Annotated in this window: 21 protein-coding genes and 1 tRNA gene; 15 read left to right on the top strand and 7 right to left on the bottom strand. The window is 44.5% G+C overall.

The features are described 5' to 3' along the window. Positions 1-31 precede the first annotated feature (31 nt). Both glmM and glmS read left to right on the top strand, forming a co-directional pair. Positions 32-1,381, top strand: coding sequence for a phosphoglucosamine mutase (gene glmM, locus Ami103574_RS02260; protein WP_163065126.1), 1,350 nt, complete (start codon positions 32-34; stop codon positions 1,379-1,381). A gap of 11 nt (positions 1,382-1,392) precedes the next feature. Further along, positions 1,393-3,231, top strand: coding sequence for a glutamine--fructose-6-phosphate transaminase (isomerizing) (gene glmS / locus Ami103574_RS02265; protein WP_163065127.1), 1,839 nt, complete (start codon positions 1,393-1,395; stop codon positions 3,229-3,231). A gap of 109 nt (positions 3,232-3,340) precedes the next feature. Here glmS and Ami103574_RS16145 read toward each other — a convergent pair whose 3' ends face one another. Together Ami103574_RS16145 and Ami103574_RS02275 are read right to left on the bottom strand one after the other, a co-directional pair. Next, the gene (locus Ami103574_RS16145) at positions 3,341-3,472 is read right to left on the bottom strand and encodes a helix-turn-helix domain-containing protein (protein ID WP_163065128.1); all 132 of its coding nucleotides are present in this window, start codon (positions 3,470-3,472) and stop codon (positions 3,341-3,343) included. Further along, positions 3,473-4,759, bottom strand: coding sequence for a sigma-54 interaction domain-containing protein (locus Ami103574_RS02275; RefSeq protein WP_163065129.1), 1,287 nt, complete (start codon positions 4,757-4,759; stop codon positions 3,473-3,475). Between the two features lie 257 nt (positions 4,760-5,016). On the opposite strand from Ami103574_RS02275, the gene Ami103574_RS02280 reads away from it, so the two are divergent. From Ami103574_RS02280 to Ami103574_RS02325, 10 genes are all read left to right on the top strand, one after another. Next, on the top strand, positions 5,017-5,919 hold the full coding sequence (locus Ami103574_RS02280) for an MBL fold metallo-hydrolase (RefSeq protein ID WP_163065130.1): 903 nt from the start codon (positions 5,017-5,019) through the stop codon (positions 5,917-5,919). A gap of 52 nt (positions 5,920-5,971) precedes the next feature. After that, entirely contained in the window at positions 5,972-7,426 is a 1,455-nt protein-coding gene (locus tag Ami103574_RS02285) for a basic amino acid/polyamine antiporter (protein ID WP_163065131.1), read from the top strand. Positions 7,427-7,715: 289 nt separating this feature from the next. Next, a complete protein-coding gene (locus tag Ami103574_RS02290; RefSeq protein ID WP_163065132.1) occupies positions 7,716-8,900 on the top strand; it encodes a hypothetical protein in 1,185 nt (394 codons plus the stop codon). A 42-nt stretch (positions 8,901-8,942) separates the two neighbouring features. Further along, entirely contained in the window at positions 8,943-10,118 is a 1,176-nt protein-coding gene (locus Ami103574_RS02295) for a M20 metallopeptidase family protein (protein WP_163065133.1), read from the top strand. Between the two features lie 31 nt (positions 10,119-10,149). Next, on the top strand, positions 10,150-11,325 hold the full coding sequence (locus tag Ami103574_RS02300; RefSeq protein ID WP_163065134.1) for a M20 metallopeptidase family protein: 1,176 nt from the start codon (positions 10,150-10,152) through the stop codon (positions 11,323-11,325). A gap of 329 nt (positions 11,326-11,654) precedes the next feature. Then, complete coding sequence (locus Ami103574_RS02305; RefSeq protein ID WP_330587153.1) at positions 11,655-13,529, top strand: APC family permease; 1,875 nt, start codon at positions 11,655-11,657, stop codon at positions 13,527-13,529. A gap of 222 nt (positions 13,530-13,751) precedes the next feature. Then, a complete protein-coding gene (locus tag Ami103574_RS02310) occupies positions 13,752-15,323 on the top strand; it encodes a ClC family H(+)/Cl(-) exchange transporter (RefSeq protein WP_163065135.1) in 1,572 nt (523 codons plus the stop codon). A 78-nt stretch (positions 15,324-15,401) separates the two neighbouring features. Beyond that, positions 15,402-15,866, top strand: a complete 465-nt coding sequence (locus Ami103574_RS02315) for a VOC family protein (protein ID WP_163065136.1) — start codon at positions 15,402-15,404, stop codon at positions 15,864-15,866. 307 nt (positions 15,867-16,173) lie between these two features. Continuing rightward, positions 16,174-16,812 (top strand): GerMN domain-containing protein, encoded by a 639-nt coding sequence (locus Ami103574_RS02320; RefSeq protein ID WP_163065137.1) that lies wholly within the window; start codon positions 16,174-16,176, stop codon positions 16,810-16,812. 17 nt (positions 16,813-16,829) lie between these two features. Beyond that, positions 16,830-18,080: an adenosylhomocysteinase gene (locus Ami103574_RS02325; RefSeq protein WP_163065138.1), complete on the top strand. Its 1,251-nt coding sequence runs from the start codon at positions 16,830-16,832 to the stop codon at positions 18,078-18,080. A 315-nt stretch (positions 18,081-18,395) separates the two neighbouring features. Here Ami103574_RS02325 and Ami103574_RS02330 read toward each other — a convergent pair whose 3' ends face one another. The 3 genes from Ami103574_RS02330 to Ami103574_RS02340 all read right to left on the bottom strand — a co-directional run bounded on the left by Ami103574_RS02330 (position 18,396) and on the right by Ami103574_RS02340 (position 21,826). Further along, the gene (locus tag Ami103574_RS02330; protein WP_163065139.1) at positions 18,396-19,109 is read right to left on the bottom strand and encodes an acyl-[acyl-carrier-protein] thioesterase; all 714 of its coding nucleotides are present in this window, start codon (positions 19,107-19,109) and stop codon (positions 18,396-18,398) included. Then, a complete protein-coding gene (gltX, locus tag Ami103574_RS02335; protein ID WP_163065140.1) occupies positions 19,096-20,769 on the bottom strand; it encodes a glutamate--tRNA ligase in 1,674 nt (557 codons plus the stop codon). The genes Ami103574_RS02330 and gltX overlap by 14 nt, the downstream gene beginning before the upstream one ends. Before the next feature lie 148 nt (positions 20,770-20,917). Next, a complete protein-coding gene (locus Ami103574_RS02340) occupies positions 20,918-21,826 on the bottom strand; it encodes a polysaccharide deacetylase family protein (RefSeq protein WP_163065141.1) in 909 nt (302 codons plus the stop codon). A gap of 282 nt (positions 21,827-22,108) precedes the next feature. On the opposite strand from Ami103574_RS02340, the gene thrC reads away from it, so the two are divergent. From thrC to Ami103574_RS02355, 3 genes are all read left to right on the top strand, one after another. Next, the gene (gene thrC, locus Ami103574_RS02345; protein ID WP_163065142.1) at positions 22,109-23,587 is read left to right on the top strand and encodes a threonine synthase; all 1,479 of its coding nucleotides are present in this window, start codon (positions 22,109-22,111) and stop codon (positions 23,585-23,587) included. Positions 23,588-23,679: 92 nt separating this feature from the next. Beyond that, a complete protein-coding gene (locus Ami103574_RS02350) occupies positions 23,680-24,159 on the top strand; it encodes a methylglyoxal synthase (RefSeq protein WP_163065143.1) in 480 nt (159 codons plus the stop codon). Between the two features lie 175 nt (positions 24,160-24,334). Further along, positions 24,335-24,422, top strand: a tRNA-Ser gene (locus Ami103574_RS02355). 159 nt (positions 24,423-24,581) lie between these two features. On the opposite strand, the gene Ami103574_RS02360 is transcribed toward Ami103574_RS02355, so the two are convergent. Continuing rightward, the gene (locus Ami103574_RS02360; protein ID WP_163065144.1) at positions 24,582-25,643 is read right to left on the bottom strand and encodes a tyrosine-type recombinase/integrase; all 1,062 of its coding nucleotides are present in this window, start codon (positions 25,641-25,643) and stop codon (positions 24,582-24,584) included. Positions 25,644-25,652: 9 nt separating this feature from the next. Continuing rightward, the gene (locus tag Ami103574_RS02365; RefSeq protein ID WP_163065145.1) at positions 25,653-25,985 is read right to left on the bottom strand and encodes a helix-turn-helix domain-containing protein; all 333 of its coding nucleotides are present in this window, start codon (positions 25,983-25,985) and stop codon (positions 25,653-25,655) included. Between the last annotated feature and the right edge of the window lie 138 nt (positions 25,986-26,123).

Here is a 26,123-nt window from a genome sequence, read left to right on the forward strand (position 1 = left end):
CATATTATCTGATCGGTAGGAGGACTAAAAAATGGGTAGATTGTTTGGAACGGACGGCGTGAGAGGAGTTGCTAACACCGAGCTTACGCCGGAGCTGGCTTTTAACCTGGGAAAAGCGGGTGCATATGTGCTCAGCAAGGAAGAGCAGAGGCCGGTAGTTCTAATCGGTAAAGATACGAGAATATCGGGAGATATGCTGGAGGATGCCCTCAGTGCAGGAATTCTTTCTATGGGTGGCAACGTGATTAAGGTAGGAGTCCTGCCTACTCCGGCGGTGGCCTATCTGGTGAAATATTACAAGGCCACAGCGGGGGTGGTCATATCTGCTTCTCATAATTCTTTTGAATACAACGGCATCAAGTTTTTTAACGGAGAAGGATTTAAGCTGGATGATGCCTTGGAAGAGCAGATTGAAGAGCTGATTTTGGATAAGGTGGATATCAACAGCCACATCACTGGAGATAAGTTAGGACGTTGTTTGACGGCGGAGGACGATGCGCTGGAACTGTATGTGCAGTTTTTGCAGAGTACTATCGACGTTAGCCTAGAGGGCATGAAGCTGGTACTAGACTGTGCCAACGGGGCCGCTTATCAGGCGGCGGAGGCAGTATTTCACCGTCTGGGGGCAGAGGTGACGGTATTATCCAACAGTCCCAATGGGATTAACATCAATGCAAGCTGTGGGTCCACCCACCCGGAGAACCTCCAGACTAAGGTTTTGGAGCTTCAGGCGGATCTGGGGCTGGCTTTCGACGGTGACGCGGATCGCTTGATTGCGGTAGATGAATTAGGCCGGATTATTGACGGGGATAAGACAATCCTTTTATGTGCTAGAATGTTGAAGGACTGCGGACTGCTGGCAAAGGATAAGGTTACGGCCACGGTTATGAGCAACCTAGGGTTCCACAAGGCGGTATCCGAGATGGGCTGTAATGTGGAAGTGACCCAGGTAGGCGACCGCTATGTGCTGGAGAGCATGCTGAAAACAGGTGGTGTCATCGGTGGTGAACAGTCAGGCCACATTATCTTTTTAAATTATACCACCACAGGGGACGGTATTTTGTCTGCATTGCAGTTGGTGAAGGCTGTGAAGGCCAGCGGGAAGAAGCCATCGGAGTTGTCTGACGGCATAACTATCTACCCCCAAGTATTGAAAAATGCCCGCATTAAGAACGAATACAAAAAGACTTATATGGAAGATCCGGAAATCAGCGCAGCCATCACCAGAGTAGAGGCGCAGATGCATGGAGAGGGCCGGGTTCTCATACGGCCGTCAGGCACAGAGCCACTGGTGCGGGTGATGCTGGAAGGCCAGGACATTGAGGTCATTACAGAGTTAGCACAGGAGCTGGCTCTGCTCATCACAAAGAGATTGGGATAGGAGGCACGAATATGTGTGGAATAGTAGGTTATGTAGGAAAAAGTCATGTGAAGGACGCCAAGGATATTATCCTGGACGGCCTGAAAAAATTGGAATACAGAGGGTATGATTCTGCTGGAGTCGCCTTGAATATAGGTCATAAGCTGGAAGTTCGCAAGCATGTAGGTCGAATTGCCAATTTGGAGCAGTTGATGGAGGGAGAGGTGCTGAAAAGCAATATCGGCATCGGTCACACCCGTTGGGCTACCCATGGCGCCCCGTCAGACTTGAATGCGCACCCTCATTGTAATGGGGATGGTTCCATTGCTGTGGTACATAACGGTATTATTGAAAATTACGTGGAGATTAAGGAGTGGCTGATAAACGAACATGGGGTACAATTTGCTTCAGAGACGGACACCGAGGTCATTGCTCATTTAATCGGCCTCTACTACGACGGTGATTTGGAAGATGCCGTATTTAAGGCAGTGGGCCGAATGAGGGGGGCCTACGCTATTGGCGTGGTAGCAGCAGCGGAGCCGGATAAGATTGTAGCCGTCCGTAAAGATGCACCGCTGATTGCAGGTTTGGGAGAAGGCTGCAATTTCATAGCATCAGACATTCCAGCATTGCTTAAACACGTGAGAAAAATCTACTTGATTGAAAACAACGAGATGCTGGTGGTAACTGCCGATCAGGTGAAGATCTACAATGATCAGCGCCAAGAGGTCAAGCGGGAAGTCTTTCATGTGACCTGGGATGCGGAAGCCGCCGAGAAGGACGGATATGATCATTTCATGCTGAAGGAAATCCACGAGCAGCCAAAGGGATTGGATGAAACCTTTAACCGTCGAATCCAGGAGGATGGCAGCATTAAGCTGGACGGCATTCACCTGACGAAGGAAGACATTGAAGGCTTTAACAAGGTGTTTATTGTAGCTTGCGGTACGGCTTATCACGCTGGGCTGGTGGGCAAGTGTGCCATCGAAAATCTAGCAAAGATTCCGGTGGAAATTGACGTGGCATCGGAATTCCGGTACCGGGATCCGTTTGTGGATGATAAGACTTTATTCATCGCTATCAGTCAATCCGGGGAGACACTGGATACGTTGGCTGCCTTGAGGGAAGCAAAGCGGAAGGGCGCACGAATTTTATCAGTGGTCAACGTGGTAGGCAGCTCGGTAGCCCGAGAATCCGACGATGTGTTTTATACTTGGGCGGGACCGGAGATTGCGGTGGCCTCCACAAAGGCCTATACCACTCAGCTCATGTGTATGTATCTGATTGGTCTTTACATGGGTCGGGCTAAGGGTGTAGTCCCTGATGAAAAATACAACCAGTATATGTCGGAGCTTCAGGACATACCAGAAAAACTGACCAAACTGCTTAAAAGTGAATCGACTATACACGATTTAGCAAAAGAACTTTATAAGCGGGAGCAGGTATTCTTCATTGGCAGAGGGCCGGATGCAGGAGTTTCCTATGAAGGATCCTTAAAATTGAAAGAGATTTCCTACATCAACTCCTTTGCTATCGCTGCAGGAGAATTGAAGCACGGCACCATAGCCCTGATTGAAAAGGATACCCTGGTCATTGCTTTGGCTACCCAGGATAAACTGTATGAAAAAATGCTGTCCAACATTCAGGAGGTGAAAGCCAGAGGGGCTTATGTTATCGGCGTAGCCAAGGAAGGCAACCGAGAGATTGAAAAGCAGGCAGATCGAGTGATTTACATTCCAAACTGCATGGATGAGGTCTCCCCATTGCTTTCAGTCGTACCGCTGCAAGTTTTGGCTTATTATATTGCTAAAGAGCGGGGCTGCGACATTGACAAGCCAAAGAACTTGGCAAAGAGTGTTACCGTGGAATAAGAGCGGGAAAAATAGAGAAAAATTATTAGAGATCTCGAGATAACAAGGGATGAGAGGACTTCAGCAGACAGGCTAAAGTTCTCCCGTCCTTTTTTTATGTTTTCAGTTTTCATTTTAAGTTGTATTTGCCAAGCTTATAGTTAAAAGCCTGGCGTGACATATTGAGTTTTTTTGCTGCTTCCGTCTTCGTTTTGGTTTCATTTAAGGCGCGGGTGAGGATCTCTTTTTCACAAGAAGCCATTTAAGTGATATAATCAATGCTCACATCATCATCCGCGGTGTCTTCAACAACCAGAGACGCGGAAAGGAGACAGCTTTCGCTGTCTTGTGTTTCTTTAATATAATCTGGTATGTCGTCAAGTGTTATGCTGCGCCCCTCCGCCAGATTAAAGGCGCCTTCAATGACGTTGCGTAATTCGCGTACATTTCCGGGCCAGGAGTGATTAGAAAAGATATGCTCGACAGAAGGATGTAAGTCGGAAATATTTTTTCCCATGGTATTATTAAAGGCCGCGATAAAGTAGCTCGTGAGAAGGGAGACATCATCCTTTCGATCTTTCAGATCCGGCAGCTTTATGGAAACCACGTTAAGACGATAAAATAAGTCCTGACGCAGTCTATTTTTACTGATGGCATCAAAAGGGTCTTCATTTATTGCGGCTATAATGCGTATATCTACGCTTATGTTTTTGTGCCCTCCCAATCTTCTGATGTATTTATCCTCAATTGCTTTCAATATTTTGCATTGAAGAGGGAGCTCCATGGAATTGATTTCATCCAGAAACAATGAACCACCATCCGCCAATTCAAAAAGGCCTTTGTTGGTGATGGCTCCAGTAAAACTGCCTTTTTCTGTGCCGAAGAGTGTGCTTTCCAGCAAACTTGCCGGAATTGCTGAACAATTTTGTGATATAAAGGGCTTGCCAGCCCGTTGACTAGCATAATGGAGAGATTGGGCGATGATTTCCTTGCCAGTGCCCGTATTTCCTTGTATTAAAACAGAAGAGTTGCTTTTTGCTACCTTTTTCACTTTATTTTTGATACTTAACATATAGGGATTGGTGGTAATGAGATCATCTATCGTGTAATTGTTAATGCTGTGGTTTCGGATCCCGTCATTGTTAAGAAATATTTCAATAAACTCCTCGTGAAAATCTGAATCGATAAATTTTAAAGCGACGGCAGCGCCTACCTGATTTTTGTTTCTAAAGATGGGGTAGATGCTGCTATAGCCTTTAATAATATCGCCTTTGTAGGTTGTGCAATTTTCATAAAAGTTGCTGATAGGTTTTCCAGACTTTAGAACCTGGCAAATCTCGCTGGTTTCTGCACTTGAAGTGGTGAATACTTCAAATATATGTTTCCCTATGATTTCGTCAGCGGTAAATCCGTATACACCGGGGACGAAGATTTTACAGTATTGTATTATTCCATTCATGTCGATGATGGATATTTCATCAAAAAAATTCTGTATATCAAATATGGAAGCGGCCACTTCTTCATAGCTCTTATCTATTGTTCCCTTCATCTCTCCTCCTTGAAAGCCAGTACCTAAAGGGCTATATCTAGGCAAAATAATTTAATTCATAGATATTGTATCAAAAATTTTTACAAAAATCAAAAAATTTATAGTTTGTAAAATATAGATTTACAGTTTTGTGAATATTTGTTGTTGTGCTAAGATTCAAGGCTTAAAAATAACCAATTGCAAGGCAGACTCCAATTGGCATTAAATTTGCGTATATTAAAGACAGCTGCAGCAGAATAATTTTAGGAGGGTAGAAAATGAAATGGAAAGATAGCACGCCGAGAGAATATTACAGCAAATATGAAAAGGTAAATTTAAAGAATGCCCAGGGATGGTTTGAAGTATATAGGCTTCCCGGAGATGTGTATGCAATTTGTGAACCTCAGCATTTTCAGGAGGTAAACGCCTATTTAATTGTAGGAACGGAGCAGAGTGTACTCTTTGACACTGGTATGGGCATTTGTAATATCAAAGCAGTGGTAAGTGAGCTTTGTTCAAATAAAGTTGCTGTGGTGAACAGCCATTTTCACTTTGATCACATTGGCGATAACCACAGGTTTAATGAGATTTATATTTTTGATGATCCGTATGCAAAGGCGATTGCTTCAGTGGGACTGACCAAAGAAGGCATGGGCAATCAATTGGATGAAGATATGTTTCTTTTTGGTTATCCAGAGGGATTTGAACCGAACAACTTTAGAATTAAGCCTTACAAAGTGAAAACACTTTACGACGGATACCGGTTTGATTTAGGAAACAGGAGCTTAGAGGTCATTCACACACCGGGGCACAGTAATGACAGCATCATGCTGTTTGACAACGGCAATAAGATACTTTTCACAGGGGATACCTTTTATTTAGGAGCGCTGTATGCTCATTTCGATTGCAATGAGTTTGGCAAATCCAATATAGGCGATTATTACGCAACAATGAAGAACCTTTTTGAAAGATGCCCTGATGTGAAAGCACTTTATTGTTCTCACAATGATTTCATAGTTGAACCGGTTAAAATTGCTGAAACTACACAGGCACTGAAAAGTATATTGAACAATCAGGAAGGGGATTCCATTGCCACGAAGTCGCATCATGCTTATCTGGAAAATCAGAATAGAATAAAGGAATACAAGTTCGACGGCTTCTCTATAGTCGTGAAAAGTTAAGGTTTTTAGTTCTATGCGCTAGAAAAGTATAATGAATAAAAGGAGAATTGATATGGATACCAACAATGTAAATAGTCAAAATGGGCTTGGTGTTGTGAGATTGACTGCGTTTGCCATCGGTTCGACCCTGGGCAGCGGTGTATTCAGCATTTCTGGAGATATGGCGGCAAATGGGGCTGGTACAGGGGCTGTTCTAATCGGTTGGCTAATTTGCGGGATCGGGATGTTTGCCCTGATGATGTGCTTTTATGAATTAAATCAGTACAGGCCTGATTTAAAAAGTGGGGTTTACAGCTATGCTCGCGAAGGCTTTGGCGATTATATGGGCTTTAATTCTGCATATGGGTATTGGATTGGTGCCATGCTTACAAATGTGTCTTTTGCCACATTGCTCTTTGCATCCTTAGGATATTTTTTCCCAGTCTTTGGCGAAGGTAATAACTTGATTTCTATAAGTTGTGCCTCTGTTTTTATCTGGTTTACGGTTTTTCTCGTACTTCGAGGTGTCAGTCAGGCAGCTACTATAAACTTGATTGTGGTCATCGCGAAGATTCTTCCAATTATTGTTTTAGTTTTATCCATCCTCTTTGTACGAGCTTTTAAGTTGGAGATCTTCTTAGACAATTTTTGGGGCGAGCCTGGAGGGTTGTCTTTGGTGGAACAGGTAAAGGCAACAACATATGCCACTGTTTGGACGTTTATCGGCATTGAGGGGGCTGTTGTTATTTCAGGAAGAGCAAAGAAATCCAGAGATGCCGGAACCGCAACTATTATTTCCTTTTTCTGCCTATTGTTAATCTATGTGATGATTTCAGTATTGAGCATGGGGGTGATGACAAGAGCAGAGCTTGCAGCACTGGGCAACCCGCCGATGGCAGGGGTGTTAGAACATGTCTTGGGAAGCTGGGGTGCAATATTTGTCAATATTGCTGTTATTGTTTCGTTGACAGGGGCGACCTTCACCTATACGATGCTTGCTTCAGAGGCAGCATATGAACCGGCTGTTCAAAGATGTTTCCCAAAGTTTTTTGCAGGAGAAAACAAGCGGAAGGCCCCAGCAAGTGCATTGATAATTTCAAATATCGTTATCCAGGTTTTTTTAATTATTGTGCTGTTCAATGAATCCACATACCAGGTATTTTACACGCTTTCTGCCAGCATGGTCATGCTCCCGTATCTGTTAAGCTCCATGTTTTATCTGAAACTGGTATTTAGAAAGGAAGGGGAACTTGGTCAATTACGTGGCCGTCAGCAGCTGGTTCAAAGAATTGTTGCTATAGGAGGTACCATATACGGCGCCTGGCTCTTTTATGCAAGCGGAATTACATATATATTAATAACAGCCATTCTCTATACTCCAGGCGTGCTTTTGTACATCTGGAGCAAAAATGAGGCAGGAGAAAAGCCATTCTGTAATAAAATAAATTTAATTATTTTTATTGTTCTTGTAATCATGTTTGTGGCATCTGTTGTAATGATTGGAAATGGAACCATTAAGCCATTCTAATTTTATAAGAATATATGCAGAGAGGAAACAACGATAATTTCTTTTGATTATTGTTGTTTCCCTTTTTATATAAACGAGAGCCTGTCTCTATATATTCGATAGCTTTTGGTTTTGTTTTTTTAAACAAAAAATATTGACATTTTTAGTGTTCAGGTATAGTCTATTACACGAAAGCATACTATAAGTAGATGCATATGTAGATATCTGTGGCCTTCAATGTGTTGTATCTTTTGGCATCTGCAAGTAATACGTTTGCTTATTATTAAATTTTATGAAGAGGTGATATCTAATGAGTTTTTCCCCAATTATTGCTTTTTTGTGTGTAGCAGCGTTCCTGGCTATCGGTGAAGCTGTCTCTACAAGAACAAAAGCATACATACCATCCGTTTTTGTAACGGGAGTTTTGTTTCTAATCGGATATTGGACCATTATGCCAAAGGATTTGGTAGACCTGGGTTCTTTTGGTCCCCAATTCGTATCCGTCTGCATGAGTTTGCTTTTAGTCCATATGGGAACCCTGATGGACATTAAAAAGTTGATTGAGCAGTGGAAGGCTGTTGTAGTGGCTGTGGTAGGGGTTGCTGGAACCGTACTTTTGGCTATGACCATCGGCAGAATGCTCTTCGGCTACCAGTTCGTAGTTGCCCTGACTCCGCCACTGACCGGCGGTATTGTTGCAGCGGTGCTCATGTCCAATGCTTTAACGGAAAAGGGATTAGTAGCCATGGCGGCCTTCCCGGTAGCCATGTTCATTGTTCACAGTTTTATCGGATATCCGGTTACTTCTTGGTGCCTCAAGAGAGAGGGAAAGCGGGTATTGGCTGATTTCCGCCTGAACGGCGGAGCGGCAGTTACACTAGCTGACAACGCTGAAGTAGCTGCTGTAAAGAAAAAATGGTTTCCACAGATACCAGAGAATTATCTGACCAGTTCCCTGATGTTGGTAAAGGTTATGGTCGTAGGCATCATCGCCCATCAGCTTTCGGTCTTGACGAATGGTATGGTTAATGAATACATTATCTGTTTGGTGTTAGGCGTTCTCTTCTGTGCCATGGGATTTCTGGAAGAAGGGGTATTGGTCAAAGCTGGTGTATTTAACTGGCTGATGATGGGGTTGTTAGCCTATATCATGTCTAAGTTAAACGAGCTGACACCAGCGTTATTCCTGGAGATTATCATCCCGATTATTGTATTAATCCTTATTGGTATCGCGGGGATGTTTGTTACGTCAGCTATTTCAGGAAGACTGGTAGGGTTATCGAAGGAAATGAGTTTTGCCTGTGCATTGACAGCGTTGTTCGGCTTTCCAGCAGACTACATCATTACCAACGAGGTCTGCGATTCCATTAGTGAAACCAAAGAGGAAAAAGAGCACGTGGCCAATATCCTGGTGCCGCGAATGTTGGTAGGTGGATTTGCTACGGTTTCTATCGCTTCCGTCATCATCGCCACCATCTTTGTCAACCTGATATAGGCGGGCACATTTCAGATATAAAAGGTAAAGAGGCAAGATTTGATGGAAAATATAATTGTAAAAAGAGCTGCGGAATTAAAGGATTGGATTGTAGGCCACAGGAGAGATTTTCATCGAAATCCGGAATTGGCGTACCGTGAAATCCGCACGACGGCTATTCTTAAGGAAGAATTGGAAAAGCTGGGAATAGAGACAGTATCCGTGGGAGAAACCGGTATTATGGGTATTCTACAGGGAAGAAGTACTGGCAGAACAGTCGCTCTCCGGGGGGACATTGATGCGCTGCCTATCACTGAAGAATCCGGTGTAGACTTTTCCTCTTCCCAGCTAGGTCTGATGCACGCTTGCGGCCATGATACCCATACTTCCATGCTTCTGGGAGCCGCCAGAATTCTTTCGGAACAGAGAGATGCTTTTGAGGGCACAGTAAAGCTGATTTTCCAGCCAGGAGAGGAAGTGGGCAGTGGCGCTCGAAAGTTAACCGAACTGGGGGTTTTGAAGAACCCTGATGTAGATGCCATCGTAGGCATGCACATCATGGCTGATTTTCCGGCCGGAACGTTAGTGGTCCAAGAAGGTCCCTTGATGGCTAGTGGAGATCAATTTGATTTGGAAATCACTGGAGATTCTTGCCATGGCTCTGCTCCATGGCAGGGAAATGATGCCAACATGTGTGCCGTAGCGGTTATACAGGCATTTCAGACGATTGTCAGCAGAAAGAACGATGTGCGGGTGCCTTTGGTGTTAAACGTAGGCACAATCCAAGCCGGAGAGCGCTTCAATGTGACCTCGGGCAAGGCTGTTCTTACGGGTACAGTACGGACTTTTGATGAGCATGTTCGTCGGCAGGTACCGGTTTGGATGGAAGAAATATTGGCGGCTACCTGTGCGGCTTACGGGTGCACCGGAAAACTGAATTATCAGTATGTATGTGCCGCTGTATACAACGATAGCCCGGTGATTCAGCGTCTGCAAGAAGGGCTGACGGAGGTATTGCATCAGAAGAACATATTTAAAAAGGTACCGCTGATGATGGGCTCAGAAGATTTTTCAGCCTATCAGGAAAAGGTGCCAGGGGCCATGTTATTCTTGGGCACGAGAAACGAAGAAAAAGGGTGTGTTTATCCCATTCATTCCAATCGCTTCAAAGTGGACGAAGATGTGTTGCCAATCGGTGCGGCAGTTTATGCCCAGTCGGCTCTGGCACTGCTGAAATAAAGTAATTGTAAAGCGAAAAGAGGTTTTAGTTATGAAGGATACAGCAATTACAAGAAAAGTAAAAGATATAGAAGAGTGGGTCATTGCCCACCGAAGAGATTTCCACCTTCACCCGGAATTGTCCCTACAGGAGTTCAGAACTACGGCAATTGTTAAGGAAGAGTTGAAAAAGATGGGCTTGAAGACCATTGACCTGGGGGAGACCGGCGTGGCTGGTATCTTGCAGGGCAAAGGAGAAGGAAAGGTCGTAGCACTCCGTGGAGATATGGATGCGCTGCCAGTGACGGAAGACACAGGACTGCCTTTTACCTCTGAAAACCCTGGGGTAATGCACGCTTGCGGTCATGATACGCATACTTCTATGATGTTGGGGGCAGCGAGGATTTTGTCAGAAATGAAAGAGGAGTTCGACGGAACCATAAAGTTTATCTTTCAGGCGGCAGAAGAGGTTCCGGCTGGTGCTAAGGCGGCTATCGCCAAGGGAATCTTGAACGACCCGCCAGTGGATGCCATTATGGGCATGCATATTTTTTCTGATTATCCAGTAGGCACAGCCGTGGTTCAGGAAGGTCCGTTTATGGCCAGCTGTGATTCCTTTGACATTGAGATTATCGGAGATTCTTGCCATGGATCGGCTCCTTGGCAGGGGAATGACGCCAACATGTGCGCCGTAGCGGTCACGCAAGCTTTGCAGACCATTGTCAGCAGGAAAAATGATGTACGGGTGCCATTGGTGTTAAATGTAGGTACCATTCAAGCCGGAGAGCGGTTTAACGTCACCTCAGGCAAAGCAGTTATGACCGGTACCACCCGGACTTTTAATGAAGATGTCAGAAAAAAAGTGCCGGAGTGGATGGAAACCATTGTGAATGGCATTTGTACAGCCTACGAGTGCAAAGGAAAGGTGGATTATCACTTTCTTTGTCCTGCTGTAATTAATGATCAGGAAGTGTCGGCTAAGGTAAAGGTTGCGGCTGCTGCTGTTTTGGGGGAAGAGAACGTTATTCGAACCGAGATTGTAATGGGATCGGAAGATTTCTCTGAATACCAGCTGCTGGTTCCGGGACAGATGGTGCTCTTGGGCACCGGAAATCCAGAAAAGGGTTGTATCTATCCGATTCATTCTAATCATTTTAAAATTGATGAGGATGCGCTGGCAAACGGCGTAGCCGTATACGTTCAGTCAGCGCTAGAGCTGCTGAAATAGGCAAGTGTTGTAATCAAATTAAAAAGCATGATAGGAAAAACGCCCTTAGGGGCGTTTTTGTTTTTTTAATATAAAGAATCCGCCTTAAATAATAAAGAAATAATCGGCATAAGAACCCCTCGATGTGATTGGCAGGAACTAATTGGGGGAATAATAGCCCCTATAAAGGCATTTAATGTGGGCTATTTTGCAATTCTCACACCATTCTCACACGAAGCGTGCTATCGTATAGTGAGCAATAGAGCGCAGATTTACTCAAGCGGCTATGGTTAGTGTGAGAAAGAAAGGAAGAGCACCGTTCCATCCCGCCTTAGAAAAGGACTCTGGGAATGGTGCAGAGAAAAATGATAAAAAAGTTTTCAGATTTATTAATTGGGCGGCCTTTGGCTAACGAAAAAGGCAGCCGGGAAAAATACAATATCCCCTTTGGACTAGCCATTATGGCTAGTGATGCCATTTCCTCGGTAGCTTACGGTGCCCAGGAGATTTTGTTTGTACTGATTGTTCTGGGCGCGACAGCTTACCAGTGGCTGACTTGGACCTCCCTGATGATTATTGGCCTGCTGGCTATATTGACCATTTCCTATATACAGATTATTAACGCTTACCCTCAAGGGGGAGGGGCTTACAAGGTAGCCAAGGAGAACTTAGGAGCTAAGGCCGGCTTATGTGCCAGCGGAGGGCTGATTATCAGCTATATTCTTACGGTGGCAGTTAGTGCCAGCGCTGGTGCGGATGCAATTATTTCAGCCTTTGAAAATTTGGCGCCGTATAAGGTACAGATGGTTGTCCTGCTGATTATAATTTTGACGGTATTGAATCTTCGAGGAATTAGTGAATCCTCCAAGATTTTTGCCTTGCCTACCTACATCTTTATTTTTAGCATGATCTTTATGATTTTGTATGGGTTGTTTAAATATTTTGTGCTGCATATTCATCCGGAACCGATGTACACTGTACCGGATCGGACGGTGTCGGGCATCACGCTATTACTGTTATTAAAGGCCTTTTCTTCTGGTTGCTCCGCACTTACTGGTGTGGAGGCTGTCAGCAATTCTGTGCCGAACTTTCAGGAACCTAGTCCCAGGAATGCCAAGATTGTCATGGCACTTTTAGCATTGTTGATTTTTTTCATTTTTGGTGGGACTTCGGTGCTGGCTATTTTTTACACGGCGGTACCGCTAGAAGGCGGACCTACAGTGGTGTCTCAAATCGCTTTTGCCGTATTTCATAAGAGCTTCATGTATTACGTACTTCAATTCAGTACGGCTACTATCTTGCTGATGGCTTGCAATACGGCTTTTACAGGGTTTCCTATGCTCATGTATATCGTTGGTAAAGATGGCTATGCGCCAAAACAGTTTACCCTCCGAGGAAAACGGCTTGGCTTTTCCGTGGGAATCGTGGCCTTGTCTTTCATCGCTTGCCTGCTGGTCATTTTCTTTCAGGCAGACACCCACCGGATTATCCCGCTTTACGCTATTGGGGTATTTATCTCCTTTACCTTGGGACAGTTTGGTATGGTCACCCATTGGGTAAAGACCAAGGGGAAAAAATGGAAGCAAGGGGTGGTTATCAACGGCATCGGCTCGGTAGTAACACTCTGTACCACTCTTATTATTCTGGTGGAGAAATTTACAGAAGGAGCTTTTATCGTTATTATTCTTATTCCGTTATTCATTCTGGGACAGCTAAAAATAAAGGCTCATTATGATAAGATTGCGGCGGGACTCAGCGTAAGCCGCTTGAGATTAAACAAGGTAGATTTCAAGCTACACTACGAGCACATTATCGTGGTTCCGATTGCTTCGTTGAACAAGGCATCTATTGGGGCTTTGCAATATGCTCACAGTCTGAGTGGTCGGGTTATCGCCCTGAACATTTCCCCTGATACGGAGGCTATGGAAAAGTTGAAGCGCCGATGGAATCAATTGAACACGGATATGGAGTTGATCAGTAAATATTCGCCATACAGAGCAGTTGTGACCCCTCTTTTGGAGAACATCTATCAGATTGCCGATGAAGCTGGAGATAAAGAAAAACTGACAGTTATCGTTCCACAGTTTATGACCAAGGAGCCTTGGAGCGGATTGCTTCACAACCATACAGGGCTGTTCATTCGGGAAAGCCTATTGAAAAAGGGTAATATTATTGTAGCCACCTATCCTTATAATTTAGACCAAGAAGAGGATGAGGAAGAGTAAGGCAGCAGACCCTCAGTAGGGAAATAAAGCCTGCTTACATTTTTATAAGAAGGAGAAGCTAGAGCTCTGAATGAACTCTAGCTTTTCCTTTTTGTGTTCATCCAAAAAATGCTCAATTTTAGAACTCCTGGCTTTTTCTTGCAAAAATTAACTAGGAGGAATATAATTCTAGATGGTTTGCAAAGGCTGTAGCGATTGAAATCATTAGCAGGAGGAGAAAGTATGCAGACTGAAAAGCATTCAGTAAAAAACAACTTAAATCGTTTCCGCAGTTTTCGATACGTATTGATATTAGAAGGAATTGTTACGGGAGTTGTTGGGGGCGGGGTAGTAATTCTTTTTCGGTATCTATTGACTTATGCGGATAAATTATTACAAATGGTATTATCTCACGGGCAAAATCACATTGGGGTGGTGGCCTGTTGGTTTATAGTTTTGGTGGCAGGAGCTATGATTGTTGCCAGACTTCTCAAATGGGAAGGCTTTATATCTGGAAGTGGAATTCCACAGGTAGAAGGAGAAATGATTGGAGCATTAGATCCTTGTTGGTGGAGAGTACTTGTAGCAAAAATGACAGGGGGACTTTTGTCTATTGGTTGCGGTTTATCTCTCGGCAGAGAAGGGCCAAGCATTCAACTTGGGGCCATGGCAGCCAAAGGCTTTTCTCGAATTACAAAAAGGGCAAAAACCGAGGAGAAGCTGCTCATTACCTGCGGAGCTAGTGCAGGACTTTCGGCAGCTTTTAATGCACCCCTTGCTGGTGTATTGTTCTCCCTGGAAGAGATACATAAGCACTTTTCTCCAGAAGTACTTCTGTCAACTATGGCGGCTTCCATCACCGCAGATTTTCTTTCCAGCAATGTCTTTGGGTTAAAGCCTGTGTTTGGTTTCCACATTACGCAGATGATGCCTTTAAGTACCTATGGACATGCAATTTTATTAGGTGTAATCCTTGGAGGGTTAGGGGTTGTATACAATACTTGCCTCGCTAAAACTCAGGACCTATTTCAAAAAATACCTAATCAGTTCGGTCGGCTTTTGATTCCATTTCTGTTAGCCGGCGTTTTAGGCTTTTCCTATCCATATGTACTTGGAGGCGGACATTCTCTAGTAGAAACCCTGACTTCTGAACAGCTAATGGTGGGAGCTTTATGTCTTTTATTGATTTTAAAATTTAGTTTTTCCATGTTAAGTTTCGGCTCTGGTGCACCGGGAGGCATATTTTTGCCCCTCTTAGTTCTTGGTGCGGTGATGGGAAGCCTTTATTATAGTATAATGGGTCAATGGACTGATTCGCTAAACGGACTTTTGGATAATTTTATTATCCTTGGTATGGCTGGCTATTTTGCTGCTATTGTTCGTGCACCAATTACGGGGATTATTCTGATTAGCGAAATGACAGGCAGTTTTTCTCACTTATTGACGCTTTCTCTAGTCTCCTTAATCGCTTATGTTATTCCGGACATGGTTCATTGTCCTCCGGTGTATGACCAACTGCTTCATCGTCTTCTTTTGAAACTGAATCCCGAGCAAAAAAACGTTTATTCCGGGGAAAAGGTTTTAGTGGAGGGGATGATTTTTCACGGCTGTGAGGCGGAGGGGAAAATGGTTTCTCAGATTCCTTGGCCCGCAAAGTGCCTTCTGGTATCGCTCATACGAGGGCAAGCGGAATTTGTGCCAAGAGGGGAGACGATTTTTGCTGCCGGCGACAAAATTGTGGTTCTCTGCGATGAAGCCGACCAAAAGGAGCTTCACGAGGTTTTACGTGATGTATGTGGGACTGTGAAGAGGTAGGGTGAAGCGAAAAGATTTTTCTATCAGAAGGTAAAACGTGCGGAAATAAAGTTTTTTTATATTGGGGAGGAAATATAAATGAAATATCAAGGTGTATGTATAGCGGTAAAAGATGTGAACCTTGCTAAAAAGTTTTATCAGGATTTATTTGGACTTGCCGTATTTCAGGATTACGGTATAAATGTCTCTTTTGGAGGCTTATCTTTGCAGCAGAAATTTGATTGGCTGTTAGGTATTCCGAAAGAACGTGTCTTGAAAGAATCCCATAATATGGAGTTGTACTTTGAGGAGGATGACTTTGATGCCTTTATTGCCAAATTGGAGCAGCGTGACGATATTCGCTATCTAGGGGAAGGCGTGAAGGAAGCTGGATGGGGACAGCGATCTATCCGCTTCTATGATTTGGATGGACACATTATTGAAGTTGGTGAGGATATGCAGATGGTTGTAAAGCGTTTTCTTGATTCGGGTATGTCGCTGGAGGAAACCTCAAAACGCATGGATGTGTCGGTGTCGGATCTAGAAGCGCTCTTGAATAGCTAATTTTCATGTTTATTTGGGTGAAAATTATCTTTTGTTTATCTTCACCCTTGGAAAATATATAAAAGAAAATAATCGCACGCTGATGCTGTTGTTATACAATATCCTCATGCGGTTGCTAGGCGGGACGGTTGTATCCGCCTTCTTTTTTTGCACCTGACAAAATTTATGAAGAAGATTTTTTGTTTTTGTAGTATACTATAAGGGAGACCAGCCAAAAAATCTGGCAGGCTTCAAAAGACCTGTTTCATAGAGGGCTGAGGGGCGGCAGCTACACAGCTCTAAGAAGAAGAATGAGGGGGGACTGGAAATGGAAAAAAGACAACATAGGACATTCGGACTGTTCAACAAGAGGATGCTCTGCCTAGTTATGAGTTTAGTACTCATAACGGCTACCGCTGTAGCGCTGACAGGCTGCGGACAGAGGCAGCAGGAAGTCCAGCGGGTGGAAAAGGCATTGAAGCTGTATTATGTAAACAGCCAGTTCGTGGAGACGGGCGATGAGAGCCAGGGAACCCTGGTGGAATACGACGGTATTTCCATTTATCTGCCGGAAGAGACTCCCGATGGCATGTCTTCTGCTGATGTGACCTCTCGCAGCTATACTGATGCGGTCATTCAGCTGTGGGAAGTGCCCAAGGACCTGACCAATGCTGTCACAATGGTGACGGAAAGGTATGGTCTGAATGACATTACTGTCAAGGATGGGACGGCTTATGTAGACCTAAAGGGAAAAGACCTGCAAGAGGGGAGCGGAGGTTCCTTGGAGGAGCTCTGTTTCATCAGTCAGATTGTAGAGACTCTGACAAACAGTTTTGATGAAATAGATCAGGTGCAGTTCTTAGTGGACGGCCAGGAAGCGGAAACGTTGCTGGGACATTGTGATGTTTCGGAACCGCTGAGCGACAGTCTGCTGGAATCGGCAGCTGCTGATACCATACAAGAATAAAAAGGAGAACTTACAACATGGAAAAATACGAAATCAGGGATTTAGCGCTGGCCCCTTCCGGGCATCAGAAAATTGAATGGGTAAGGAACAACATGCCGCTGCTGCGGGGCTTTGAAGAGGAATTTGTGAAGACAAAACCTTTTGCAGGCATCAAGGTTTCCCTTTCTGTTCATTTGGAGGCGAAAACAGCCTACCTGTGCAAGGTTTTGGCTGCAGGTGGGGCCCAGATGTCTGTCACTGGCAGCAATGTATTGTCTACTCAGGATGACATTGCTGCGGCCTTGGTGGAGGATGGCCTGATGGTATACGCTTACCACGGCGCGACCGCAGAGGAATACGAGCGTCATATCGAAATGTGTTTGTCCCATAAGCCTAACATCATCATCGACGATGGCGGGGATTTAGTGGGCATGGTTCATGGTAAGCGACCTGACTTGGCAGAAGAGGTCTGGGGAGGCTGTGAAGAGACCACCACAGGCGTTATTCGTTTAAAGGCTATGGAGCGGGAAGGCGTATTGAAATTCCCGATGGTGGCGGTAAATGACGCCCAGTGCAAGCACCTGTTTGACAATCGGTATGGCACGGGGCAGTCGGTATGGGCCAGCATTATGACCAATACTAATCTGATTGTGGCAGGTAAAACGGTGGTAGTAGCTGGATACGGCTGGTGTTCCAAGGGGATTGCCATGAGGGCAGCAGCTATGGGCGCCAACGTAATTGTTACAGAGATTGATCCGGTGAAGGCCATTGAGGCTCGTATGGACGGGTATAGCGTCATGACTATGGCTAAGGCTGCGCCTTTGGGGGACATGTTTGTTTCGGCTACAGGCTGCAATCACACCATTACCGTGGAGCACATGTTAACTATGAAGGATCGGGCGATTTTAACCAACGCCGGACACTTTGACTGCGAGATTGACATGGCCGGTTTGGAAAAGGTTGCTGTGGAAAAGATGGAGGCCAGAAAGAATATTATGGGCTATAAGCTGGAAAACGGCAGAATGGTCAACGTCATTGCAGAGGGCCGTCTGGTGAACATTGCAGCAGCTGACGGACATCCGGCAGAAATTATGGATATGAGTTTTGCGGTGCAGACGTTGTCAGCCCTGTATATCCGCGACAATTACAAGACCTTGAAGAAGGGTGTTATTGACGTATCCGCTGAGATTGATGACGTGGTATCTAATCGAAAACTGGAAGCTTGGGGCATTGAAATTGACAAGCTGACCCCGGAGCAGGAAAAATACTTAAACAGCTGGCAATTATAAAAAAATTATAGAAGTATATGGGAAAAGGATTTATTCCTTTAGAAAATAAGGAACACATTCTGAAGAAAAGACATATCATATCATACAAACAATAAATTTTAAAGGAGCAGGTGATTATAAATGTCAAACGGTTGTGGTTTATTTAATGGCGAAGGCGTTGATACGAGCTTACTGTTTTTCTTCTTACTATTAGTTATTATTTTCTGCAATTGCTATAGCTAAATAACGCGGTACATCAACCCATATAAAGTCAGAAAAAGGAGCGCCTCATATTGAGGCGCTCTATTCATTATGCCAGTATTTATTTATCCGCCTCTAACTGCTGAATTCTACAGCGGCAAAGGTCTGGTTCGCCTGATCAGAGAAGACCACGCAGAACAGCCCTTCCTGTTGGGCCTGACGGACGGAAACCCGAGCACCAAGAGCAGCCGGCTTTTTATACTCCACTCGGAATTGGTTTACTTGGAACCCATCGGGCAAATAGTTATAAGCGATGCGTACATATTGACCATTGTTCATGTGGTTGTTGATGTCCAGGTGATGAATGTTGACAGTAAATTCCTCTACCATTTGTAAATCAGCGGGCAGCGGAATGCGTTTTTCTTGAAACTGAATTGATGTGCAAGGGGTTTGAGGCTGCACATCGCATATTTCCCATTCCTCTGGTGAAGTTTTCAGAGGCCGTCCTGTGTGGATATCAATGAAGGCACCCAAGGAGTGGGAAGCAACGCACAACTGATTTTGCTCATCCCATATCATGCAGTGGCGGAGGCCTGTGGCAGATTTATAGCCGTAAACCTGAGTGCCGACAGTAATCTGCTGGAAGAGTGTAGGCAGCCGGAAAATCTTCACCTGCCAGCTGGTAACGACCAACGCCTTATTTTGTTGATCCAGCACGTCAGGACCGATGCCTAAGTCCTCTAGTTGAAACATGACACAGTTTTGCATGGCGTCGATAATAGCAGGCAACGTCCAGTTTCGCCGCTTGTCCGTCTCGCTGAGCTTGATTCGATCTTTATACGTGTACATGGGTTAGCCTCTTTTGTATGCGGATGCGAGTCCGCTCCGCTCCCAGGATTTGCTGAATTTCCCACACATCTGGAGATTGAGAGCGGCCCATGAGCGCGATACGGATTACTGTACTCACGTCTCCGACGTGACCCTTATACTGATCCGGGTTTTTCTTGTAATCTTTTGGCTTGGCGGCATAGCCCAGCTCTGTAGCAATATTGCGTATTTTATCAAACCACAGCGACTGATCATCAGCGTGATCGTAGCTGTCCAGATAGGCGGAAAGGATGGCCTTTGCATCTTCTGGGGTGACGTTTTCAGGGTTCTCATCCTGAATGATGAAATAGTCGTCAAAGAAATAGCTGATAAATTCAAAAATCTGCTTTGCATAAATCAAGTCTTTCCGTGGCTTTGCCCCATCCCGACCTAAATCAAGAATCTTCTCTACATAGGTCTCTTGACCTTCAAACAGCGGCAAAATTTCCGGTTTAAATTCTCGGGACCAATCCTTCATAAATTGGCAAAGCTGAGCTGCCGGAATTTTTACCAGTACATCTTTGCAAATGTCATTCAGTTTATTCAGGTCAAAGAGAGCCCCCGAATTGCTCATCTTTTCTACCGTAAACACAAATTCATCGATGGCTGTATCCGGGTTGGCAATGCGCCATTCCTCAAAGTTGGAATTTAAAATGGTCATCAGATATTCCCGAACGGCAGCCGGATGGTAGCCTTCGTTTCTGTAGTAGTCCAGCGACAGCTCCGGGTCTTTTCGCTTGGACAGTTTCCGCTTGTTGCCTTCTTCATCCAATTTCATCAGCTGCGCTGTGTGGCAGAAAACTGGCAAAGGAAAGCCCAGCTTGTGGAACAGCTCCACATGAATAGGCAGAGATGGCAGCCATTCAGCTCCCCGAACTACATGGGTAGTTCGCATAAAGTGGTCGTCGACTGCGTGTGCAAAGTGATAGGTTGGGATACCGTTAGCCTTTAAGATAACGACATCCTGATTGTTTTCCGGCATGGTTAGGGTTCCTCGGATACCATCCTCTACCGATATTGTCTTAATTTCTTCTGACGGCAAATCATGGTTTCCATCAGATTTTAACCGAATGACGTAGGGTTTTCCCGCCTGAATCCGTGCTTCGATTTCCTCTAAGGAAAGGCTGCGGTTTACGGCCCACTTCCCGTATATGCCAAAGTTCTCTTTGGCGGATTCCTGCTTAGACCGTATATCTTCCAATTCTTCGGAAGTGAGGAAGCAAGGGTAAGCCTGTCCGGCTTTAATTAATTCTTTAACAAAGCACTGGTAAATTTCTCCTCGCTGACTCTGATAATAAGGGCCGTAATCACCGATGTGACCGTCGATGGTAGCCCCTTCATCAAAGTTGATATCAAAAAAGCGCAGGGAGTTAATAATGACGTCTACGGCACCTTCTACGTAGCGTTTGTCGTCGGTATCCTCAATCCGTAAATAGAACGTACCGCCGCTCTGATGAGCCAGCCGTTCGTCAGCGAAGGCCCCATAGAGGTTTCCTAGATGAATGAAGCCTGTAGGGCTGGGACCCAGTCTAGTGACTTTGGCGCCCTCGGGCAGCTGCCTAGGAGGAAATAAAACCTCATAGTCGGTTGGTGATTTGGTAATGTGCGGAAACAGCAGCTCCGCTAATGTATTGTAGTTCATAGTAGTCCTCCATTTTTGTCTTTTCTTAATATATTTATAGTCTAGGAAGGATCAATAAAAGTTTAATTTTTCCTAGACCTCATTAGCTTACGGATAATATGTATGTTCTATTAAGGCAACAGTTGCTTTGGATTGCAAGGTATTTTGGTCAGTCTATATAGTTGAATGCCACAGGACGGACCTCTTTAGTCAAAGGATAAAAGCTGTATCCTTCTTCCGTCAGCTTGTCAATGATAGCTGGCAGAGCAGATGCCGTATCCGTCTTATTGCTGAGATCGTGGAGAAGGACGATGGAACGGTCATATTTCTGTACCTCATTGATCACGTTGCTGTAAATCTGCTGGCGGGTAGCTCCGCCGGTGGCATCGTCGGCAGATACGTTCCAGTCATAATAGGTGTATCCGCGGCGCAGCATCTCTGCAATAATCTGTGGGTAGACCGCTTTATTGTAGGAGTTAATGCTGCCTCCTGGAAAGCGAAATATTTCAGGCTTTACGCCGGTGGATTGCTCCAGCATCAAGGCTGTTTGAGCGAAGTCGTCTAAGAAAGCACCCGCAGACCGATAGATGGTCTGGTATTGATGGGTGGTGCTGTGGACGCCGATGGTGTGGCCTTCGGCAATCATACGCTTATATAATACCTGAGCCTCGGGACTGTCGTTATAAACAATGAAAAAGGTAGCCTTAATATGATATTTCTTTAAAATATCCAGTATCTGTGAGGTTAGGCTGGAAGGACCATCGTCAAAGGTCAGGTAGACAGAATGAGGTTGATCTGGCAGATAGTTGTAATCGTTATCAATGAACAGATTCGGGTAAAGCTGCTGATAGTCGAAGGAAGCGGGGTAATAAAGGCGCTGTGCTTCCGTCTGTTTTTTTGCAGGAGAAAAAGAAGCAGCGTTTTCTCCGGTCAAAGCCAGCCCATTTTCCTTGAGGACTTTTTTCATCTGGTGGTTAGAGACGGCTAGTAAGGCACAGGAGCCGATGGAAGCCAGTACCACCAAAGCTATCGCGATCAATATAAGATGTTTATAAAACTGGACACTGCGAAAATACATGAGGCGATCCCTTCCTTCATCTAGTAAGCGGCTACAATCATCGGATTTATTATAACAGGCAAGCTGCGTCGCCGCAGGTTTCAGTGAATTCTACCTTGCAGCAAAGCTGTCACAATTACCGGATTCATTATAACATATATTCCAACTGACGGACCACAAAAAAGCAGATTTTTTTAGGTTCTGTGAACAAAAATATTATGGTGGAATCATTAGAATTCCTTGAAATTCACTAACTATTTTGGTACAATGAGGGACAATAGTTTTAGGTGAAGGAGGAAGGTTATGATACATTACACAAGCACCCGCGGGAGCAAGCAGATAAAGACAGCGGCACAGGCTGTTATACAAGGAATCGCAGAGGACAGAGGGCTTTATGTACCGGAGGAGGTACCAGCGCTGCCTTTCAAGCTAGAAGACTTGCGGGGAAAGACTTATCAGCAAGTAGCTTTTCAGGTGATTTCAGCATTTTTTACTGATTACACAGAGGAAGAAATGCAAGCCTGTGTCAATGGCGCTTATGACAGTAAGTTTGAAGAAAAGGAAGTCGCTCCTTTGGTAAAAGGTGGAGACGTTCATTTTCTGGAATTGTATCACGGAAAGACAGCGGCCTTTAAGGATATGGCGCTGTCCATTCTGCCTTACCTCCTGACTACGGCCATGAAAAAGGAAAAGGAAGAAAAGAAAATCTGCATTTTAACCGCTACTTCTGGGGATACCGGCAAGGCTGCTTTGGAGGGCTTTGCAGACGTGCCGGGAACCGAAATCGTGGTGTTTTACCCAAATCAAGGTGTTAGCCAAGTTCAAGAACGGCAAATGGTTACCCAGGAGGGAGCCAATACCCACGTCTTTGCTATCAACGGGAACTTCGATGATGCCCAGACTGGCGTGAAAAATATCTTTAACGATGATGCCTTTGCGGAAGAGCTGGCGCAGATGAACTGCAAATTATCCTCGGCAAATTCCATCAATATTGGGCGTTTAGTGCCCCAGGTGGCTTACTACGTTTATGCCTATGGAAAGATGGTAGAGCAGGGAGTTCTAAAGTCAGGTCAGCCGATGAATGTGGTGGTTCCTACGGGGAATTTTGGGAACATTTTGGCAGCTTATTATGCCAAGCAGATGGGTATTCCAGTAGGTAAACTAATTTGCGCCTCAAACGAAAACAAGGTATTGACGGATTTCATCAATACAGGCTGCTATGATATTAAGCGAGATTTTTACCTGACCAATTCGCCATCCATGGATATTCTGATTTCAAGCAACCTGGAACGGTTATTGTATCATCTGGCAGGCGGGGATGCGGCTCAGGTGAAGGAATTGATGGATTCCTTGGAGAAGGACAAGATATATCAGGTCAGTGAAAAGATTAAAGCCGGTTTGAAAGACTTTTACGGCGGCTTTGCTACGGTGGAGGAGACCAACCAGGCTATCGCTTCTATGTATGAAGAAAACGGCTATCTAATGGATACCCATACTGCTGTGGCCTATAAAGTATATCAGGACTATCTAGGGGAAACTGGAGATCATACGCCAGCGGTCATTGCTTCTACGGCCAGTGCATATAAGTTTGCAGACAGTGTGGCTCAGTCTATTGGATTGGGCGCAGAAGTGGACGGTTTTGCGTATGTGGCGGCACTGCATCAGAAGACGGATGTACGTATTCCAGCAGGATTAAAAGATTTAGAGAGCAAAGCGATTCGCCATACGGGTGTTCTGAATTTGGATCAGATGAAAGATTCCGTGCGGGAATCTCTGCAATAAGCTGGATTGCTCAGAAGAGCAGTCTTAGAAGATGCGAAATCCGCGGGTAAGAGCCGGCGGATATTGGCAGATGGAAGAGGGGAGATGAGAAAGTGTCTTATCAGGCAACAGAACAAGTCTTAGACAAGCACAAGCGAATCGCTTTGGTGGCTCATGATAATCAAAAATCAGCTTTGGCTAAATGGTGTGAAGACAATAAAAGCATATTGAAGCGGCATTTTCTGCTTGGCACCGGTACCACATCAAAACTTATAGCAGAGGCTACTGGGCTGCCTGTGAAAGGGTTTAAAAGCGGTCCTCTGGGAGGAGATCAACAAATCGGTGCTCGGATTGCCCAGAGCGAAATCGATATGCTGATTTTCTTCTGGGACCCCCTAGAAGCCCAACCTCATGATCCCGATGTCAAAGCCTTGCTGCGAATTGCAGTGGTCTACGACATCCCAGTGGCTAATAATCGGGCGACAGCGGATTTTCTCATTTCCTCTCCATATATGAATGAGGAGTATCGGCATCAGGTTCTGAATTACGACAAGGTACTGGAAGAGCGGGTAAAGAATTTGAATGCTAAGTAAAGGTCTTTAAAACGTTAATTTGAAGGTCACTGTGACCGTTGGACAGGGGGGAAATTCCCCTGCGAGAAAGACGGTAAAATTTATTGGCAAAAAATAAAAAAACAGCTTGAAATCTATTTTCTTATGTCGTATAATAGTAAATGCGTGTTGAGAAAAGAACAACACGCAACAGTCTGGAGGATTGACCGAGTGGCTAAGGAGCCTGATTGGAAATCAGGTAAGGTGTTAAAGCCCCGTGGGTTCGAGTCCCATGTCCTCCGCCAGATTAAGAACCGCTAGTGATGGCGGTTCTTTGCTTTATGCATTGAAATTTAAAGAGTTTCGGGTTGCTATCATTTTTAATATTTTGTAATCATTTGCAAACATTCTCATTCTTTTTCGCTTGTATGCAACATGGCGTGCAACACGATAATGCTTAAAAATTAGAGCAATTTATCGAAATACTCGTCTATTTTTTTATCAACTATCTTTCTTTCGGTGCTGAAAGTATGCTGATAAACCTTTTTCATCGTATGGGGAGTTTTCCAACCGCCGCGCTCCATGGCGTATTTTTCAGGTATATTGAGCATGAGCATGACAGAGGCATTTAGATGCCGCAAGTCATGAAAGCTTATGTCAAAGTTCGCATTTTCCATAATCGTTTTGAACCTTCCATAAATTTGATTTCGCGTCAGTGGCACGAGATGACGATCTTTCCCCGTTTTTTTATAGTCGATATAAGATTCCTGTCGAGCTATAAGGTCTGTTATATACGCCGGAAGCTGATGTTTCCTTATCCTTCTTTCTGCCTTGCCTGTTGATTTCTCGTAAGACTTATTTTCTACATCTACAAGCACTTGATCAATATATATAGTCCCGTTTTTTACAGACGAACACTTTAAACCTCTTATTTCGCTCATAGAGAACGACAACCAAATGGCAAGCATACAAGGAAGCTCTACCCAGGTGCCTTTTATGACCCTTATCACCTCTTGTGGCTCGGGCAACTCTACGTTCTTAATAGGTCGCTTAGGAAGTACGATATCGAAGCGCAGGGCGTGTATCTTGTGTATTGCGGTAGATAGTAGCCCATATTCGTTAGCAACCGTCTTAGGCGAGATTACGGTGCCTTTAAGACTAATTCGTTTGGCCTCGTCATTGATGGCTATTTGCATATTTTCATTATCTAAGTTTTTAACCTTTACATTCATGATGTTTTGAAAGGCGTACTTCTTAATTTTCCTATACCCTTCTATGGTTGTGGGTGAAAGAAGTTCTCTCATGGTTAAATATTTGTCTATAGTCTCACTAACAGTCAAATCATTATTGTTTGACTTCTTTTTTTTGTGCGTGAGTTTAAATTCTGCCGCTAAAAACTCTGATTCATCCTTGTCCCATGATGTAAACGATTCGTAAACTCTTTTATCTTTCCCGTCTACTTTCGCGGTGTGTGAAAATACAAGGGTTCTCCATGCTCCGCTAGGGAGCCTTTTTGCGTTTGCCATATTCCCTCCTCACTTTTTATCCCTCGCCATTCTCAACAAGCTTAGGGCTAGCTTGATATCATCCGGCGAAAACCCTTCATCTTTGGCCTCTACCATTATGTTTATATATTCCGGTGATAGCCCTGCGACAGTTTCTATTGGGGCGACCGTTTTATTTAGCCCCATAAGATAGTCAACGGAAACACCGAAATAATCAGCTAGTTTTTGTAGTTTGTCTACTTTGGGTATGCTTCTGCCCCTTTTCCAATCAGATAGGGTAGATTGCGGTACTTTGGCTTCTTGGGAAACTTTATAAGCAGTCAACCCGTTGTTTTTTAACAATTCTTCAAAAATCTCATACATAAAATACACCTTAATAAAATAATAACGGAAATGCGATAAAAAGTATTGACATTACCGCAAAAGCGTAGTACAGTATGAGTATGCAAAGGAAATGCGATAAATATACCTTTACATACTCTGGAAATGCGATTAATTTTT

Source organism: Aminipila butyrica, assembly GCF_010669305.1.
GTDB lineage: Bacteria > Bacillota > Clostridia > Peptostreptococcales > Anaerovoracaceae > Aminipila > Aminipila butyrica.

Excerpts from the sequence above, each read along its gene's own strand:
- Ami103574_RS02365 (WP_163065145.1), bottom strand. The coding sequence starts at position 25,985 with ATGTATGAGATTTTTGAAGAATTGTTAAAAAACAACGGGTTGACTGCT.
- Ami103574_RS02280 (WP_163065130.1), top strand. The coding sequence starts at position 5,017 with ATGAAATGGAAAGATAGCACGCCGAGAGAATATTACAGCAAATATGAA.
- Ami103574_RS02360 (WP_163065144.1), bottom strand. The coding sequence starts at position 25,643 with ATGGCAAACGCAAAAAGGCTCCCTAGCGGAGCATGGAGAACCCTTGTA.
- glmM (WP_163065126.1), top strand. The coding sequence starts at position 32 with ATGGGTAGATTGTTTGGAACGGACGGCGTGAGAGGAGTTGCTAACACC.
- Ami103574_RS02295 (WP_163065133.1), top strand. The coding sequence starts at position 8,943 with ATGGAAAATATAATTGTAAAAAGAGCTGCGGAATTAAAGGATTGGATT.
- Ami103574_RS02275 (WP_163065129.1), bottom strand. The coding sequence starts at position 4,759 with ATGAAGGGAACAATAGATAAGAGCTATGAAGAAGTGGCCGCTTCCATA.
- Ami103574_RS02300 (WP_163065134.1), top strand. The coding sequence starts at position 10,150 with ATGAAGGATACAGCAATTACAAGAAAAGTAAAAGATATAGAAGAGTGG.
- Ami103574_RS02330 (WP_163065139.1), bottom strand. The coding sequence starts at position 19,109 with ATGTACACGTATAAAGATCGAATCAAGCTCAGCGAGACGGACAAGCGG.
- Ami103574_RS16145 (WP_163065128.1), bottom strand. The coding sequence starts at position 3,472 with ATGGCTTCTTGTGAAAAAGAGATCCTCACCCGCGCCTTAAATGAAACC.
- Ami103574_RS02290 (WP_163065132.1), top strand. The coding sequence starts at position 7,716 with ATGAGTTTTTCCCCAATTATTGCTTTTTTGTGTGTAGCAGCGTTCCTG.
- Ami103574_RS02310 (WP_163065135.1), top strand. The coding sequence starts at position 13,752 with ATGCAGACTGAAAAGCATTCAGTAAAAAACAACTTAAATCGTTTCCGC.
- Ami103574_RS02315 (WP_163065136.1), top strand. The coding sequence starts at position 15,402 with ATGAAATATCAAGGTGTATGTATAGCGGTAAAAGATGTGAACCTTGCT.
- glmS (WP_163065127.1), top strand. The coding sequence starts at position 1,393 with ATGTGTGGAATAGTAGGTTATGTAGGAAAAAGTCATGTGAAGGACGCC.
- gltX (WP_163065140.1), bottom strand. The coding sequence starts at position 20,769 with ATGAACTACAATACATTAGCGGAGCTGCTGTTTCCGCACATTACCAAA.
- Ami103574_RS02305 (WP_330587153.1), top strand. The coding sequence starts at position 11,655 with ATGGTGCAGAGAAAAATGATAAAAAAGTTTTCAGATTTATTAATTGGG.
- thrC (WP_163065142.1), top strand. The coding sequence starts at position 22,109 with ATGATACATTACACAAGCACCCGCGGGAGCAAGCAGATAAAGACAGCG.
- Ami103574_RS02285 (WP_163065131.1), top strand. The coding sequence starts at position 5,972 with ATGGATACCAACAATGTAAATAGTCAAAATGGGCTTGGTGTTGTGAGA.
- Ami103574_RS02325 (WP_163065138.1), top strand. The coding sequence starts at position 16,830 with ATGGAAAAATACGAAATCAGGGATTTAGCGCTGGCCCCTTCCGGGCAT.
- Ami103574_RS02320 (WP_163065137.1), top strand. The coding sequence starts at position 16,174 with ATGGAAAAAAGACAACATAGGACATTCGGACTGTTCAACAAGAGGATG.
- Ami103574_RS02340 (WP_163065141.1), bottom strand. The coding sequence starts at position 21,826 with ATGTATTTTCGCAGTGTCCAGTTTTATAAACATCTTATATTGATCGCG.